Origin of the sequence: Pedobacter westerhofensis, assembly GCF_900182595.1 — a bacterium.
In the GTDB taxonomy this organism is placed as follows: domain Bacteria; phylum Bacteroidota; class Bacteroidia; order Sphingobacteriales; family Sphingobacteriaceae; genus Pedobacter; species Pedobacter westerhofensis.
The window spans coordinates 1-15,811 of the sequence record NZ_FXTN01000003.1 but is presented as its reverse complement, the minus strand read 5'-3'; the positions used below and the strand labels follow the sequence as shown (position 1 = coordinate 15,811).

The 15,811-nt window shown below is 43.8% G+C and carries 9 protein-coding genes; all 9 read right to left on the bottom strand.

Features of this window, described 5'->3' with window-relative positions:
• Positions 1–224 precede the first annotated feature (224 nt).
• Positions 225–3,128 (bottom strand): ligand-binding sensor domain-containing protein, encoded by a 2,904-nt coding sequence (locus tag FN831_RS05555; protein ID WP_142527233.1) that lies wholly within the window; start codon positions 3,126–3,128, stop codon positions 225–227.
• A 96-nt stretch (positions 3,129–3,224) separates the two neighbouring features.
• Positions 3,225–5,528 (bottom strand): GH92 family glycosyl hydrolase, encoded by a 2,304-nt coding sequence (locus tag FN831_RS05550; RefSeq protein ID WP_142527232.1) that lies wholly within the window; start codon positions 5,526–5,528, stop codon positions 3,225–3,227.
• A gap of 84 nt (positions 5,529–5,612) precedes the next feature.
• Positions 5,613–6,143, bottom strand: coding sequence for a DUF1735 domain-containing protein (locus FN831_RS05545; protein ID WP_185960396.1), 531 nt, complete (start codon positions 6,141–6,143; stop codon positions 5,613–5,615).
• Positions 6,144–6,165: 22 nt separating this feature from the next.
• Entirely contained in the window at positions 6,166–7,644 is a 1,479-nt protein-coding gene (locus FN831_RS05540; RefSeq protein ID WP_185960395.1) for a SusD/RagB family nutrient-binding outer membrane lipoprotein, read from the bottom strand.
• 42 nt (positions 7,645–7,686) lie between these two features.
• A complete protein-coding gene (locus FN831_RS05535) occupies positions 7,687–11,109 on the bottom strand; it encodes a SusC/RagA family TonB-linked outer membrane protein (RefSeq protein WP_185960394.1) in 3,423 nt (1,140 codons plus the stop codon).
• Positions 11,110–11,330: 221 nt separating this feature from the next.
• The gene (locus tag FN831_RS05530) at positions 11,331–12,335 is read right to left on the bottom strand and encodes a FecR family protein (RefSeq protein ID WP_142527228.1); all 1,005 of its coding nucleotides are present in this window, start codon (positions 12,333–12,335) and stop codon (positions 11,331–11,333) included.
• Positions 12,336–12,426: 91 nt separating this feature from the next.
• The gene (locus FN831_RS05525; RefSeq protein WP_142527227.1) at positions 12,427–13,029 is read right to left on the bottom strand and encodes an RNA polymerase sigma factor; all 603 of its coding nucleotides are present in this window, start codon (positions 13,027–13,029) and stop codon (positions 12,427–12,429) included.
• A 141-nt stretch (positions 13,030–13,170) separates the two neighbouring features.
• On the bottom strand, positions 13,171–14,100 hold the full coding sequence (gene trhO / locus FN831_RS05520; protein WP_142527226.1) for an oxygen-dependent tRNA uridine(34) hydroxylase TrhO: 930 nt from the start codon (positions 14,098–14,100) through the stop codon (positions 13,171–13,173).
• 106 nt (positions 14,101–14,206) lie between these two features.
• Complete coding sequence (locus FN831_RS05515; protein ID WP_142527225.1) at positions 14,207–15,247, bottom strand: COX15/CtaA family protein; 1,041 nt, start codon at positions 15,245–15,247, stop codon at positions 14,207–14,209.
• Between the last annotated feature and the right edge of the window lie 564 nt (positions 15,248–15,811).

Genomic DNA, 15,811 nt, shown 5'->3' with positions numbered 1-15,811 from the left:
GGGTTAAATCTCCGCTTGTTAAACAGTTTAAACAAACAAATGGCCTCAACAATATTACATCAGTGGACCTTTGTGTACAAAATACAATAAGCGTTCTTTAATGAAAATAACTTGTGCGGCCGCCTTTTTGTGGTTGCAGAGAGGGTTTGCAGGATAATATAGCGGAAAGTAATTTTTAGATAATATTGATTCTTTTTTAGCGGATGTGTAGTAATGATGTAGTCCTAAAGCTCCATAAAGAACTCTGCAAGGTTCTTATCATGTGGGATGTTGAGCTTCTTGCGCAGCCGGTAACGCCGGATTTCTACTCCTCTCAACGAAATATTTAACAGCGAAGCCATTTCCTTACTGCTCATATTCATGTGCAGATAGGCGCATAATTTAAGGTCATTGGGTACCAGATCAGGATGGTTTGCTTTCAGTTTTTTAAAGAAACTTCCGTGTGCTTCATTGAAACTGGTCTCAAATAAATTCCAGTCACGCTCATCATTCATCCCCTCATCAATAATCTTCTGAACTTTGCGGATCTGATCATCGCTTACCTTTTTTCCGTCCTTATCTTTGAGCTTGATCATCTCTTCGCTCAGCTTCTGCAGCAGTTCATTTTTGTAAACCAGGCTCATGGCAGAACTGGCAAGCTCGCGGTTCTTGCTCTGCAATTCTGCATGCAGTTTCTCCGTCTGTATTTTGATGATCTGTTTCTCGGTGGCTTCGGCTTCTTTTTTCAGGAAGGCATCCTTTTCCAGTTGTACTTTAGCGAGAATCTTATCCCTGTCCTTCTGCAGTTTCTGCTGATAGTACTTTTTGCCTAGTACAAAAGCGCAGGCCAGCAGCAGGATATACAGGGCGATAGCCCAGTTACTGGCGTAAAATGGCGGAAGCACGGTAAATTCGAATACGCTGGTCTTACTTACCAGATCGTCATTGATTTTTGCACGTACCAGAAACCGGTATTTGCCTCTGCCGAGGTTAGTAAAATCTTTTTGTGAAGCGGTGCTCCATTCAGACCACTGACCGGAATATCCTTCAAGATAGTACTGAAACTTGATCTTGGCCTGCCTGTAATAAGGCAGGGCATAGGAGATCCTGATATTATTTCTGCTATGTGGAATTTCGATTTCGGAGCCACTGTTGCCGTTTTCACTAAGGATGCTGTAGGTGTCGGTAACATCTTCCACACGTCTGATCAGTACTGCAGGCAGTGCTTTCATTCTGTTTGCTTCTTTACGGCCTGCAGCATCGTAGATTACAAATCCATCGTCTACGCTCACCAGGTACATCTGCGCGCTGATTTTGCTGATGTTTTCATAATACTGTACCATTCGTCCATCCAGCAGGCTAAACTGGTTGGAATCTACCGACAGTTTGCCCGGCTCCAGAAAATCTGCCAGCGCGGTTTTGCCATGATTGATAAACCAGTACTTTTTTAACCCCGCACTGATAATCTTGTTGGAAACAGCAAAACTTCCCAGTCCTTTGTTGAGTACGCTGTACCTGCTGAAGCGGTCGCTTAGCTCATCATACAGCATAAAACCTGCATCCGATGAAAATATGAGCTTGTTTTCAAGCTGAAAAATATTGATGTTATAATCGCCGGGCAGCCCGTTCTTTGCGTTGTAATGCCTGGTCTTGATTACCTTCTTAAAGTCGGCACTGAGCGTTAAGCGGTAAAGGCCCTTGTAAGCATGGCTTACCCAGATATCACCATGTGCATCCTGCTCAACATACCTCGAAGGTTCCCAGAAGTTATCAATCTTGCTAAAGTATTTCCATTGTCCGGAAGCATCTTTTTTAAAGAGCACCAGCCCGGTATAAGTTCCCTGGATCAGATAATCCGGGTTACTGTTTAATTTCTTGATGGTCCAGCCACCGTTTACCGGAGAGATTTTCTCCATTCGTGAACCTGTGATTTTGAAAGTCCCTTCATTATGCCCGCAGATCAGCTGCCCGTCTATCAGGCTGAGGTCCCAAACCTGCCCCTGTGAATTTGGAATCAGCTTGAAATCAAAGCTGTTGAATTTATTTCCGTTACTGGCAGACCAGGGACTGTAAAACAATCCCTGATTGGTACCCAGGTAAATGTTTCCCTGGTCAATGAGGCTGGAATAAACCGTGCCGAACTGACCGGCTTTGTCCAGATAAAAATACAGGGATGAGTTGAGTTCAATCCTGTCTATACCGTTATCAAGCCCCGTCCAGAGGTTCGAGTCGTCATCGGCATAAAGGCCCAGGACTGTATTGTTCTGGAGGCCGCCCGACTTATTGATCCGCTGGATCACATTCCCGTTTCTGTCAATCAGTATCAGTCCATTGAGGATTGTTCCAAAAGCATAGTACTCTTTGCCAATGGGGGTTCCCCTGTTGAGCTGGTAAGTTTTCAGAAAATCATTTGCCGGACTGATGAAAGGAGCAAAAGACATTCCATCGTATATAAATAATCCGTCTTTGCTGGTACCGATCAGCAGCTGGTTATTTTTATAGGGCAGAATCGTCATGATGTTCATCGGACTGATGGTCCCTAAGTTGGGCAGTGCAACAAGTTTTGTCCCCTGCAATTCGTAGAGCCCCTTTCCGGTTACTTCGATCAGGAACCGCTTACCTGCATGTTGTAGAAAAAGTAATGATCCCGGGCCTTTTACTATACTGATCTTCTGATCCTGGTAAATGTAAATGGTGCTGAAGGACTGAAAGATTACTCTTTTGCCATCTGTATATATTTTCCAAATCTCGTCTTTGACCGGGTTGCCGGCGGGTATGAGGCTGGTGAGGGATGTGTAACTGAGTTTTTTGTTTTTGGGCGACCAGTACCCGAACTCTCCGAAGCTGCCGGTGTAGACCATGCCGTCATCGCCTGTGGCAACGGCACGAACGATCTGATGGTTAGGCATAGTATATTGCTGCCAGTATTTGCCGTCATAAGTGAGCAAGCCCTGCGCATTGCCAAAATACATAATGCCATTTCTATCCTTCGCAATTGCCCAGTTTTGGTTGCCGGACAGGTAAATGGATTTAGGAAAATTCTGAACATAAGGGACCCCGATGCCTTTGATATAATCTGCCCGGGCAATATTGCTCAGGAAAATAAAGCATAACAACAGAACGCAGTAAGGAAGAAAGCGAGCTTTCATGTAAAATAAAAAGGTACTTGAATGTATAATTATGCCGCAAATTAGCTATTAATTATAATATTCAAGTACCCTGTTTACAGAAGAGCCTCTAGATTTTTAACCAGCGTTGGAAAATGATTCCAGTGGGGGGATTGAATTTTTTTGTGTTCCCCACTTATAATTGGGTTTTTTACCCATGATAAATTCTAGTTTGCCACCTTTTGTCAAATCACTTTGTGTAAGGAAAGTTTTGTCATATGTTTTGCCATTCAGTTTTACCGACTGGATATATACGTTCTCTTTCGAAGCATTCTGCGTGGTTACCTCAAATACTTTCCCATTCCCCAGTTTGAGCTTTGCTTGTTTCAGTACCGGCGAGCCTAACATGTATATGCCACTGGCAGGATTAACAGGGTAGAAGCCCATTGCGCTAAAAATATACCATGCAGACATCTGGCCGCAATCTTCATTGCCGGAATATCCGGAAGAGGAGTTGTTGTAGAGTTCATTCAAGATTTTGGCTACATAGTATTGGGTTTTCCAGGGCTGACCAGCGAAGTCATAAAGATAGGCCACGTGGTGGCTGGGCTCATTGCCGTGGGCATACTGACCGATAAAACCTGAGGCATTTCCGTTTACTTCGCCCGGAAGGTCTTTTAGGGTGAAGAACTGATCCAGCTTTTCGGTAAAGGCTTTTGTGCCTCCAACAATGCTGATCAGGTCAGGGACATTCTGCGGAACATACCAGAAATACTGCCATGCGTTTCCTTCTGTATAAGGGTTGCCACCGTTGCCACCATATTTAAGCGGATTGAAAGGCGACAGCCATTCGCCATTCTTGTTCTTCGCCCTGAAAAATCCGCTTTTTGAATCATACAGGTTTTTGTAAAATGCGGATCGGGTCATGAAATGCTGGTAATCGGATGTTTTACCAAGCTTCTTTGCCAGTTGTGCCACGCACCAGTCGTCATATGCCATTTCCAGCGTAATCGAAACCGACTGCGACTGAATGTCTTCAGGAATATACTTGTATTTCTCCCAGTCAGAAAATGGTGAACCAGGATGGTTAAGTGTAGACGATGCCCTTACGGCCTCGTAAGCTTTCTCCGGATCAATTCCCTTGATACCTTTTAATGCCGCATCAACAATTACCGGAATGGCATGATTCCCGATCATACAATAATTTTCATCGCCCCATAGTTGCCAGATCGGGAGATAGCCATAGGTATCATACTGGCGCATCATGCTGTTTACAAAATCAGCCGTCCGTTCCGGCTGTGTTAAGGTATACAATGGATGTGCAGCCCTGAAGGTATCCCATAGTGAAAATGTAGAATAATGCTTTTTGTCTGGCGCGTTTTTGATGGTCAGGTCGGATGCCTGGTAATCACCATTGGCATCGGCCATATTATTCGGTTGCGTAAACGCATGGTACAGGCCTGTGTAAAAAATCTCTTTTTGCACGGACGTGCCCTCAATGGACATCTTGTCCAGCTCTTTTTCCCATTTGTCTGAAGTTTGTTTTACCACTCCGTCAAAATCCCATCCCGACAGCTCAGCTTTCATATTTCCACGTGCATTCTCAATACTCACGGGTGAAAGCGCCACCTTTACGAGTAACTCTGATTTTGATTTTGTGTCAAAGTTCAGGGCAGCTTTGATATTCGTGCCATTGATGATAGTGGTGTTTTCATTGCCGCGTTTTCCGCTAAACAGCACTGTGCTCAGGATCGGTTGTGAGAATTCCGCATGGAAATAGACTTTGCGGAGCTTGGCCCAGCCTGTCAGGATACGGTATCCTTCTATGGTTTTGTTGTCTACGACCCTGATTTCTGCACCAATGATCTTGCAGGACCAGTAGGTACGGTTTTTATCCAGTGAATGGTCGAGATCGATCACCACATGGCCGCTGGTATTTGCAGGGAAAGTATACCGCTGCAGGCCTACATGTTCAGTAGCGGTGAGTTCTGCATTGATATTATAATCTTTAAGTTTTACCTGATAATATCCTGGTCTGGCCGATTCATCCTGGTGTGAATAGGCCGAGCGATAACCACTGCCGGGCTTTTTTGCGTCTCCGGCGACTGATCGTATTTCTCCTGTTGCGGGCATCAGCAGTACGTCGAACAGATCGGCTACGCCTGTACCGCTTAAGTGTGTATGGCTAAATCCAACGATGGTGTGACTGTTGTAATCGTAACCTGAAGCCGGATTATCCGGTTTATCCTCCGTATCAGGACTGAGCTGTACAAACCCAAAGGGAGTAGTGGGGCCGGGGAAATTGCTTCCGGCCAGACTGTTGTTGTCAACTGCCCCGGTACCGATAAAGGGGTTGACATAGCTTGTAAGAGGAACTTTTTTTTGCTGTGCCTGCACTGCAACTGTAAACAGCAGGAGTGCTGAGGCAATGTATTTTTTCATTTTAATGGAATATGGTAATTTAAAGAAGGCTGAAGAAATATTTCTCCAGCCATACTTAACAACACACCTAATTATCTTTTCAGCCTATTTGCTGGTCAGGGTAATAATTGAAATCAAAGTGCCGAAATTGCCACTAACTGTAAAACCGCCGCCATCGGTAATGCTGAGCGGCAGGGCATATTTTACTGCAGGATTCAGGCCAGTGGTATTGATTTTCATATTGTACTGAACCTTGCGCTGTCCTGCCGGGATTACTACTTTGTTAGACGAGAGTGTGTACGCTGAAACGGGCAGCAGGGGATAAGTTGTACCATTTACCTGGTTAAATTTTGCCAGAGCAGTTTCGCTGACTGCCAGTGTAACTGTTACATCCGCAGGATTTGCTTCCGGGGCTGCGTAATTAACATAGATAAAATAATCAGCAGCGGCCGTATTTACCGGAATGGAAGTACTGATAGAATTTCCGCCGCCATTTCCTGCAGATGAGCCTACAGGGAGTTCAATAACGGGCTGGTTTTTTGTGAAATCCGGCTGTGAGTCGTCTTTCAGGCAGGAAGATAAACTGCTGATCAAAGCCAGGCCGATAATCGTGGTATAAAATGATATTCTTTTCATTACGAATGTGTTTCTGTTTAAATTAATTAACATCCCAGAAGATTCTGGTGGTAAACTGACTGATGGTTCCCTGTGCAAGTACATTGTCGGGATTATAGTTGTATTCGCTTTGCGGATACAGCAGGCGTACCGGAACTTTTCTGATCGAAGCAGCAGGGTTATTTGAAATCGGTAAGTCGGCCGGAATATTCAGCCTGCGGTAATCTGCCCAGGTTTCCATATCATTGATGCCATTCATCGCCGCCCATTTCTGGGTCATGATCAGCGTGAGTTTATCCGGTGCCAGCGACCAGTTGCTTACACTGTTTGCGGCCAGGTACGTGGCAGCATTGCCAGCTCCCAGATAAGTAAAGCACTGCTGTACCGCAGACTCATATAAAGCGCGGGGATCAGCACTGATATAAGCACGCTGTGCGGCTTCGGCTTGCAGGAACAGGCTTTCGAAATCTGTTAAAAGCGGCTGAGCCATATCCGCGCCTTTAAGCAGGCCCGTGCCAATCGCAGATTTAAACTGAGGGTTATCCGCATTACCGGCAGTTGGCCCAAATGCACTGCCTGAATAAGTGGTGCCATTCCCGTCATCTATCGTAGTATAGAGTTTTGATAAACGCGGGTCATTGTTGCCCTGATAGAAGTTGATTGCATATTCACTGGCAATATAATAGCGGTGACCATCCGTTGGTGCAGTTTTTCCGACAGGTGAGTAGCCAAACTGGGTCCAGAAGGGATTTTGTTTTCCTGAGGAGTTTGTATAACCAGGATTTACCAGTCCGCCCTCGCCGCTTCCTATATATCCTAATCCGTTTGCAGTTATTTTAGCGATCTCAGCAAGGATATAGGTACTTCTGCCTGGCATTTCAGATTGTCTCAGCAGGATGCGCAGTTTCAGGGTATTGGCAAATTTGCCCCATTTAGCTGCATCGCCTTTGTACATGATATCGAATGCAGCATCAGAAGAAGCCACTTTCCCGACATTGTCTTTGAAATAATTTGCCGCTGTATCAAGCTTTTTAGCCAGATCTTCATAAATATCCTGAGCCTTATCATATTTAGGCCTGATAGAGGCGGTAGATTTTAAAGCGTCACTGTAAGGAATGTTACCAAAGATATCTACCAGATTATGAAAGTCGTACGCTTTCATGGTTTTGGCCATAGCATTATAAAAGGTGTTGCCCGATAATGCAGATTGTTTTTCTACATAATCGTAATCTTCGAGGTTATGATAAAGGTTGTCCCATGTACTTACTGCCGGGCCGTAATTGGTAGTAAACTGATAGCTGCGCTCTTCGGCAAATGCCGAAACAGCGCCGCTATAATTCCAGTATCCGGTCCAGGTAGAGGCAAAGCGGTAAAAGTTAATCGAGCCTGTTGTATTTACAGCTGTTGAATTCAGCGCATTGGTGAGCACAAGCCCCGGAGTAACATCAGCAGGTTTGTTGGGATTGGTATTGATATCGAGAAAATCTTTCTTACAGGCGGCCAGCATAATTATGGCTGCCATACAAAATATTGTTAATTTGTTCTTCATCTTCTGTGTGTTGGTCTATAGTGTAATAGATGCAGTAAAACCATAAATACGTGTTGGAGGCGTCTGATTCAGATTGCTTGAACCCTGCGAGTTGTCAACTGTAGAACCCAGTGGGTTGCTTGCATTGGCGTTGAATTCCGGATCTGTATAAACATTGCTCTTTGGTCTGAACATAAACAGGTTGCGTCCTACAAGGGCTAAGTTGGCCCTCTTGATAAATTTAGTGCGCTGCAATAATTTTGCAGGAACTTCGTATCCGATAGAGAGCTCACGGATTTTCCAGAAGGCACCACTGGTGACATAGTTCTGCATTACGCCATATCTTGTAGTAGATCCTGCCCAGTAGTCGATACCGCCGGTTCTGGTTGTAATATTGGTATTTGGTACAAAGACACCAGGTGTTGTTTCAACTACTGAATTCGGATACACGAAACGCTCACGGCCATTGGTCGCAGATCCATAGCTGATACCCGAGAAGTCCATTGTACTTCCTGCTCCACTGTATATAACGCTGCCGCTGCGATACTCGGCAGTCCCTGCAAGCGTGAAGTTATGATAGTTAACACTGCTGCTGATACCAAGGATGTTCTTAGGCGAGGTTTGCCCGAAGAGAATATTGGTCGGGCTTAGTTTTGGAAAACCTGTTGAGGCATCTACAATGGTTCTGCCCTGCGGATCAGTTTGGAACCCATTTCCCATCAGGGCCGGATAAGCCTGTCCCTGCACAATGTAGTTGTTATTCCCAATGCTCAGGTTAGGCAGCCCCTGGTATAATGTTACGGCTTCGTTATTATTATATGAGTAGTTGATACCTACGTTCCAGCTCACACCACGTCCGTTGGTGCTCAGAATAGGGGAACCTTTCAGGCCAACTTCAACCCCATGGTTTTTACCTTCACCAGTGTTAATAATTGCATTTGTAAAACCCGTAGCGCTGGAGATGTTGATCCCTTTGATTACTTCCTGATCTTTTGTGGTTTCCCAATAGGCCGAAGATTCCAGCATGATACGGTTTTTGAAGAAGCCTAATTCCAGACCTATTTCGGTAGATACCGTTTGTTCCGGTTTCAGATTAGGGTCGTATACCACTTTGCCGGTACTGTACCCTGCTGTGCTGCCATATGGGAAGCCAGTGCCTACATCAAATGTAGATTGCAAAGAATACGGATCAAATTGTACGGCATATACTTTAGCTATACCACCGCGGACCTTACCATATGACAGGATATTATTGTTTTTAAGCGATTTGAACGCGTCGGTAAAAATAAATGAAAGGTCGGCCGATGGATAGAAGAAAGAACGGTTGTCTTTGTCGAGACGTGAGTCCCAGTCGTTCCTTCCCGAGGCGTGAAAGAAAAGGTAATCCTTGTAGCCTATGGTTAAGTCGCCAAATGCCCCTGTTCTTCTGTTCTTAAAATTTTGTTCTGTTACATCAGCATCGCCTGAACGATAGCCAATGTTATAAAAATCAGGTACTACCAGGAAATTTGTTCCGGCAGAAAGCAGACGCGAAGACTGCTGGATCACCTGGGTACCAAGGATCAGCGTGCCGCTGAAATCATTGATTTTCTTTTTCAGGGTTGCCAGGAAGTTCCCTTCAGTACGGCTGTTGAAGTAGGAATAATCAGATTCCGTACCCGGATAACTCTGCGGATTGGCAATCGCCTTACCGCTGTCATGGGCAAAATCCGAGTAGGTTCTGGCAGCCTGGGTATTTTTACCGTTTCGGGTATAGGTAGTGATTCCTCCCCTGGCAGTCAGGTTTAGCCATGGTGTTGCGTCATACGATACTGCAAGATTTCCCAGGAAATCATCCCTGCGTTCCGTATTTCTTTGTTGCTGTAAGGAATAATAAGGGTTTAATCCATAATCGTTATAATAGTTATCCAAACTGCCATACTGAGAATTAATGTCTCTGTACGAAGTAAGAGGAATGTTTGCCGGAGTATTGATGATCACATCATACACCTGTGAATTGGATTTATCGATGTTTTTCTGGGTATAGTTCAGATTGTAATCTATTTTCAGGTTATTGAAGGTCCTTGATCCGTTAAACCTTGCGGCAGTACGGTTAGAACGATCGCCCGGAACATATCCTTTACTATTTAGACGCTGAATATTGATATAGGTAGAGCTTTTGTCGTTGCCTGTGCTTAGGCTCAGGTCGTTCTGTTCATCAATACCTGTATCGAAAAACTTTTTCTTCTCGTCTGACAGATTGGAATACGGGGACATTTGAATTGATCCATCGGGCAGTGTTCTGCCAAGCGGACGGAGGGAGCCGTCAAACCTGTCGCCAAAATTTTGATTTTCATAGGGTGTATATTCAGGATTCCCATATATATCCTGGCCGGAACCACCGCCAAACTGCGTCTGCATCTTTGGAAAGTAAGAGAGCTGGTTCAGTTGCGTCGTATTGGTATAGGTAATTTCCATCGCATCTTTGGCACCATGTTTTGTGGTTACAATCATTACTCCGTTGGAAGCTTCAGAACCATACAGGGCAGCAGCATTTGCACCTTTCAGTACGTTTACACTTTCAACATCGTTAGGGTTGATGGAATTGAGGTAACTTAACGGAACAACGATCCCGTCAAGTACCAGTAAGGCCTGGTTGTTTCCCTGGAAAGACCTGTTTCCCCTGAGAATTACTCTTACCTGATCACCGGCATCAATCTGATTGTTTGTCTGTATGATCTGAAGACCTGCTACCTTACCGGATAAACCTGCAGCAAGATTGGTGGGCCTGCTCTGTGTAAGGTCTTTTGCATTTACCTGCTGTGTAGAGTAACCCAGTTCTTTGGATGAGCGTTTAATACCGAGGGCAGTAACCACCACTTCGCCCAGCTGCTGTGAATCTTCCGTCAGGATTACATTGAGGGTAGATTTTCCGGCAACAGGCATATCTTTTGATGTGTAACCTATAAAAGCGAAGGACAAAATGCTGTTCGCATCGGGAACTTTGATGGTATACTTTCCTGAAGCGTCTGTAGTAGTACCCTGTTTTGTGCCCTTAATATATACACTAACACCTGGTAAGGGATCTCCGGTGTTACTGGTGACCGAACCTGTTACCGTTATCTGTTGCTCAATCCCTGCTTTTCCGGGATGTACCGACAGTGCATCCAGTACAATATCGCCGTTTACCACTTCAAAATGGATATTGTGACGGGTTAATATTGTATTAAGGACTTTACCGAGGCTTTGTTTTTCTGCATCAACGCTGATCAGCTGATCGGCATTAATGAAGTCTTTGCTGTACACGAATTTTACCGATGTAAGTGCCGAAACCTTTTTTAGTACAGACTCCAGGCTACTGTTTTTAACAGAAATCCTGATGGGCTTGTCAAGTACAGCGTTCTGTGCAGAAGTGTCGCCTGCATAGGATACACCGGAAATTGCAAGTGCAATCGCTAACTGACTTAATGTGACTTTCATAATTTTAAATAAGCCAATACGGTCTTGTAAAATTAAATTCATAAATTAGATTGTTTCTTTTGAAATAATGAGACAAATAAATTCCCTTTAGTACGGTTAATCCGTCTATCCAACAGGGGGTTAATTCTTTAAGGACAGGAGTGGTGCGAACACTTCTGTCTCTTTTTTCCGAATGATTGGGGCTGTTATCCAGGCATGTGATCCATAGTTTTAAATTAGGTTTAGTTATTAGTGGTTCTTAGTATGATAGTATCATTCTCCTTGCTGTAGGTGGTATGTACAGATTTACATATCAGTACAAGAATATCTTCAAGGTTTTTATCTGTAAAATCTGCAGTAAGCGTGTTGTCCTGCAGCGCCTTTCCTTCAACATCCAGTTTAACGTGGTAGAATTTGCTCAGCTCGGATGCAATTGTTTTTAATGAGGCGTTGTCAAATGAAAGGGCAGACTTACGCCAGATGATCACATCCGAACTTTCAGGTATCGGCGCTTTAACCAGGCTATGCTCTGTTGCTTTGTAAGTTGCTTCCTGCTGTGGTAAAAGGAAAAGCCGGTCTGCGGTTTTCTCAGAATCTGTATTTGCTGTTTCTTCTGAGGGAACAGTTACAGATACTTTTCCGGTAAGTACAGATATTTTGGTACTGCTTTCTCCGGGAATAGAACGGATACGAAAACTGGTACCCCATACTCTGGTGAGCACTTTTCCGCTTGTGATTACAAAAGGATGGGCATGATCTTTTGTCACTTCAAAAAAGGCCTCTCCGCGCATAGTCACTTCCCGCAGTTGACCAAATTTTTTGGGATACGTTAGAACGGAATGTGGGTTTAGCCAAATCGCAGTGCCATCCGGCAGAATTTTTTTAAGGATGCTGCTTTTATTGTTAGTGATTTTTACAAAGAGCGTAGCTGTGCCGCGCTGCTGAAACAATGAGTACCCCCAAAAGAGGATCACCATTGCAATTACTGCGGCCACCGGCCAGCGAAGAAAACTATATTTCTTAGTGCGGAATGTTCCTTCTACCTCTTCATCAGGGTCTGTTTCATCCTCTTGGACTTCCATGTTATCTTTTTCCAATGCGTTCTGAATATCATGATCCATTGCATTGTGCAGATAATCTTCCAGTTTACCTTGCTGCATCAGGTGCATAAAAACCTCCAGTTCTTCATCTGTAGATTTTTTTTCAAGATATCTCGTCACCAAATTTTTGAGGTAGTCGTGCTCCATATTTGTTTGTCTATCATTAAAGACAATAAAACGAAGGGGTAGGGTAGCGGTAAATGAAAAAAAACTTGGCTATTTGTTTAGATAAATTGATTTAGCTTCTAATCATGGATAAAATTGCAATGATAAAGATCAAAGAGATCCCAAATTCTTTCTTAATGGACGATCCCAGTACTTTCATTGATCGAACCATATGATTTTTGACGGCATTTCTTGAAATGTTAAGAGATTTGGCTACTTCATCATAGGTTTTCTCTTCCTCGCGGCATAATTTAAAGATTTCCCTTGTGCGGGGCGGCAGCTCATCCAGGGTTTTTCTCAAAAATAGGGCGTAATCTTTATAAAGTATTTGATCTTCAGTTGCGTTGCGGAGCTTCACAAAGCCGGCGATGACTTCGCCTATGGCGGCTTCAGAACGAAAGGCTACTTTTAAGTTATTCAGGGTATGGTTACGTGCTGTAGTAAACAGGTATGCTTTGAATGATTTAACCTCTGCCAGGTTTGCCCGGTTTTCCCATATCTTCATAAAGACTTCCTGTGTGAGGTCTTCGGCCATAGGTACAGAATTCACATATCTGATAATGAAATTATAGATCGTGCGGTTATAGATCTCGTAGATTCCTACAAAGCCGCCCTCATCTCCTGTTATGATTTGTTGCAGAAGAGCCTTTTCACTATTATCCCTGTTGACTGACAAATTGCTCTGTTAAGAAAAGAAAAATGGTTAGTTGTTTCAAATCAAAACTAATGAAAAATAAGGCAAGGTTAAAATCTAATGATCAAATAGAACATTTCTTTGAATCAGTAATGCGTAGACCCTGATTTAAAGAAACGTTTTTTATTGGTGTACCGGCTGCGGAACCTTGACATAATATCCCGTTCCGTCATATGGCCTTTTGCGGGGATGATCCAGGCAGGCAGCTGAACAGCAACCTTCCATTTTGGTACCGCATTCGTCGCATTGGGTGATATGCTCATTACATTCCGGATTGGCACAGTTGATCATCTTGGCTGTTGTGGTACCACAGTTGTAACAGGTAGAGACAACACTTGGGTTTACAGTATTCACATCTACCGCTATACGGTTATCGAATACATAACACTTGCCTTCGAAATCTTCGCCTCCTGCTTCCTTACCATATTTGATAATTCCTCCATGAAGCTGGTAAACGTCATTAAATCCGTGGTGCAATAAAAGGGCAGATGCTTTTTCACATTTGATGCCGCCCGTGCAGTAGGTAAGTACTTTTTTATCTTTGTATTGTTCCAGTTCGGCAATTTTTTCTGGGAAGTCCCTGAAGTTTTCAATGTCGAGCGTGATGGCATTTTTGAACCTTCCGAGGCTGTGTTCGTAATTTGAACGCACGTCAAGGATGATTACATCTTCCTGGCCGATCATTTCTTTAAAATCTGCCGGCTCCAGGTGTTTGCCGGTTTTTTCGTTAGGATTGATGATACTTGTGTCTCTTAATCCTGAATGCACGATTTCTGATTTGTAGCGGCAGTGCATTTTGATAAATGTAGGCTCTTCTACATCATCTATCTTAAATTCTGTTTTTGCAAATCGTTCGTCTGAGTGAATGGCTTCCATATAGGCTGCGCAGGCTTCCCTGGTACCGGAAACGGTTCCGTTTAATCCTTCGTCGGCTACGATGATCCGCCCTACAAGGCCTAAGGATTTACAAAATTTTAGATGGTCGGCAGCAAATTGTTCTGCCTCAGCTATAGGACTATAGCAATAGTAAAGAAGTGTCTGGAATTTTTTCATAAGATTAATACCGCTGCAAACGGCGTTTAATGCTGCAAATTTAAGAATTATATTTTAGACTGTATAATCAAGTGATTTCTTTGGGTTGGCTGTGCTTTGTGCTTGATTAAACCGAACGGTAACTAATGCTTTTTTTATGGCTGAGATAAAATATCAGGAGGACGCTCAAGCTCAGGAGGATGCCTGTTCCCTGGTGAAAAATGGCAAAGATACGGTAGGATATAGTGATGCTCTTTAAAAGGGTAACGATGCCCAGGAATATTTGAAGGCAGAGCAACATGAGCATGGCAGTACGCAATGCTGCGGTTGAGCGATGCGTTTCTAAGTACGATGAACTCTTGTAAAGAAAAAGTATCATGATGCCGATAGTATATGCAAGCATCCTGTGGATAAATTGTATGCTGAGCATGTGGCCGGTGCTGGATTTTTCCGTCAATAATCCCGGAGGAATGACAAAGCCATTGATATCCGGCCAGGTAGGGGCGGCAAGTGCTGCTTGGGAACCGGCCATTAATGCACCGTAGAATAACTGAACAAGCAGCAGCAGGAAGGTAGTGCCTGCAAGGGTTTTTACTTTAGCGCTGTAATGGATGTCAAGCGGGTGTATGCTCAATTGAAAAGCCATCCAAAGGATATATGTCAGCAGTAAAACTGCCATTAAAAGGTGTACAGCCAATTTGATCTCATCTACCGCTATGGCTGTATCATTCAATCCGCTTTTTACCATAATCCATCCTATCACTGCTTGCGATGCACCGAAGAGCGATAGTATGATCAGCCTGAGGCCCATCTTTGGCTTTATTTTCTTTTGAATCACAAAGGTGATGAAGGGTACAATGAATATGAGTCCGATCATTCTGGCCCAGTTTCTATGCAGCCATTCCCAGAAAAAGAGCAGCTGGTAGTCTGACAAGCCAAATGTTGAGTTTACTTTTTTAAACTGTGCGATTTCTTTGTACTGCGTAAAGCTATGTTCCCATTCTGCCCTGCTTAGAGGCGGCAGTGCACCCAGAAGCGGTTGCCATTCAGTAATGGAGAGGCCGGAACCGGTGAGGCGTGTCACTCCCCCTAAAAGTATTTGTATAAAAACGCAGAATGCACCGCAGTATAGCCAGATTGCGATGTGTTTGTTTGACTTATCCTTCATATATGATAGTGATTGGGGCCAAAGTTGATGCTACAGACTTGTATTATATATGATGGTGGTCATTTATTGAGATACACAACAAGAAATATTCAACCTTATACTGATCTTTCATCGTTCTTTGTTCGGTGTTTGCTTTGGACAACTGCACCACAACTGCACCACAACAGCACCCGCACAGCACGCCGACCCCTGGTTTTGGTGCTCTGCTGGTGCAGTTGGAATACTTACGGAGTGGTCCTGGGCAAAACAAAGTCCGGACAAAAGCAAACGAAGCTCTGGTTAAGAAATGTTTCTGTCTGAAAATTAGGGTGTTATCACACGCATACAAATGAATTGCTGATAATGTTTGGCCGCATTGATATTTTTCCTACTTTTGCATCCCGCTTCGGAGGAAGGGAAACAGTGAGAAGGATAAAGAAGTTAGTTTTTTGAAAGGCTTGTAAAGAGGAATCGTTGTTAAGGTTTCAAATATTTGAAAGGTTTTAAAGCCTTGAAAAATAAAAAATAAAAAGCTTGACAAATTAAAAAAGATTTCTACCTTTGCAGTCCCAACAAAAAAGGGAA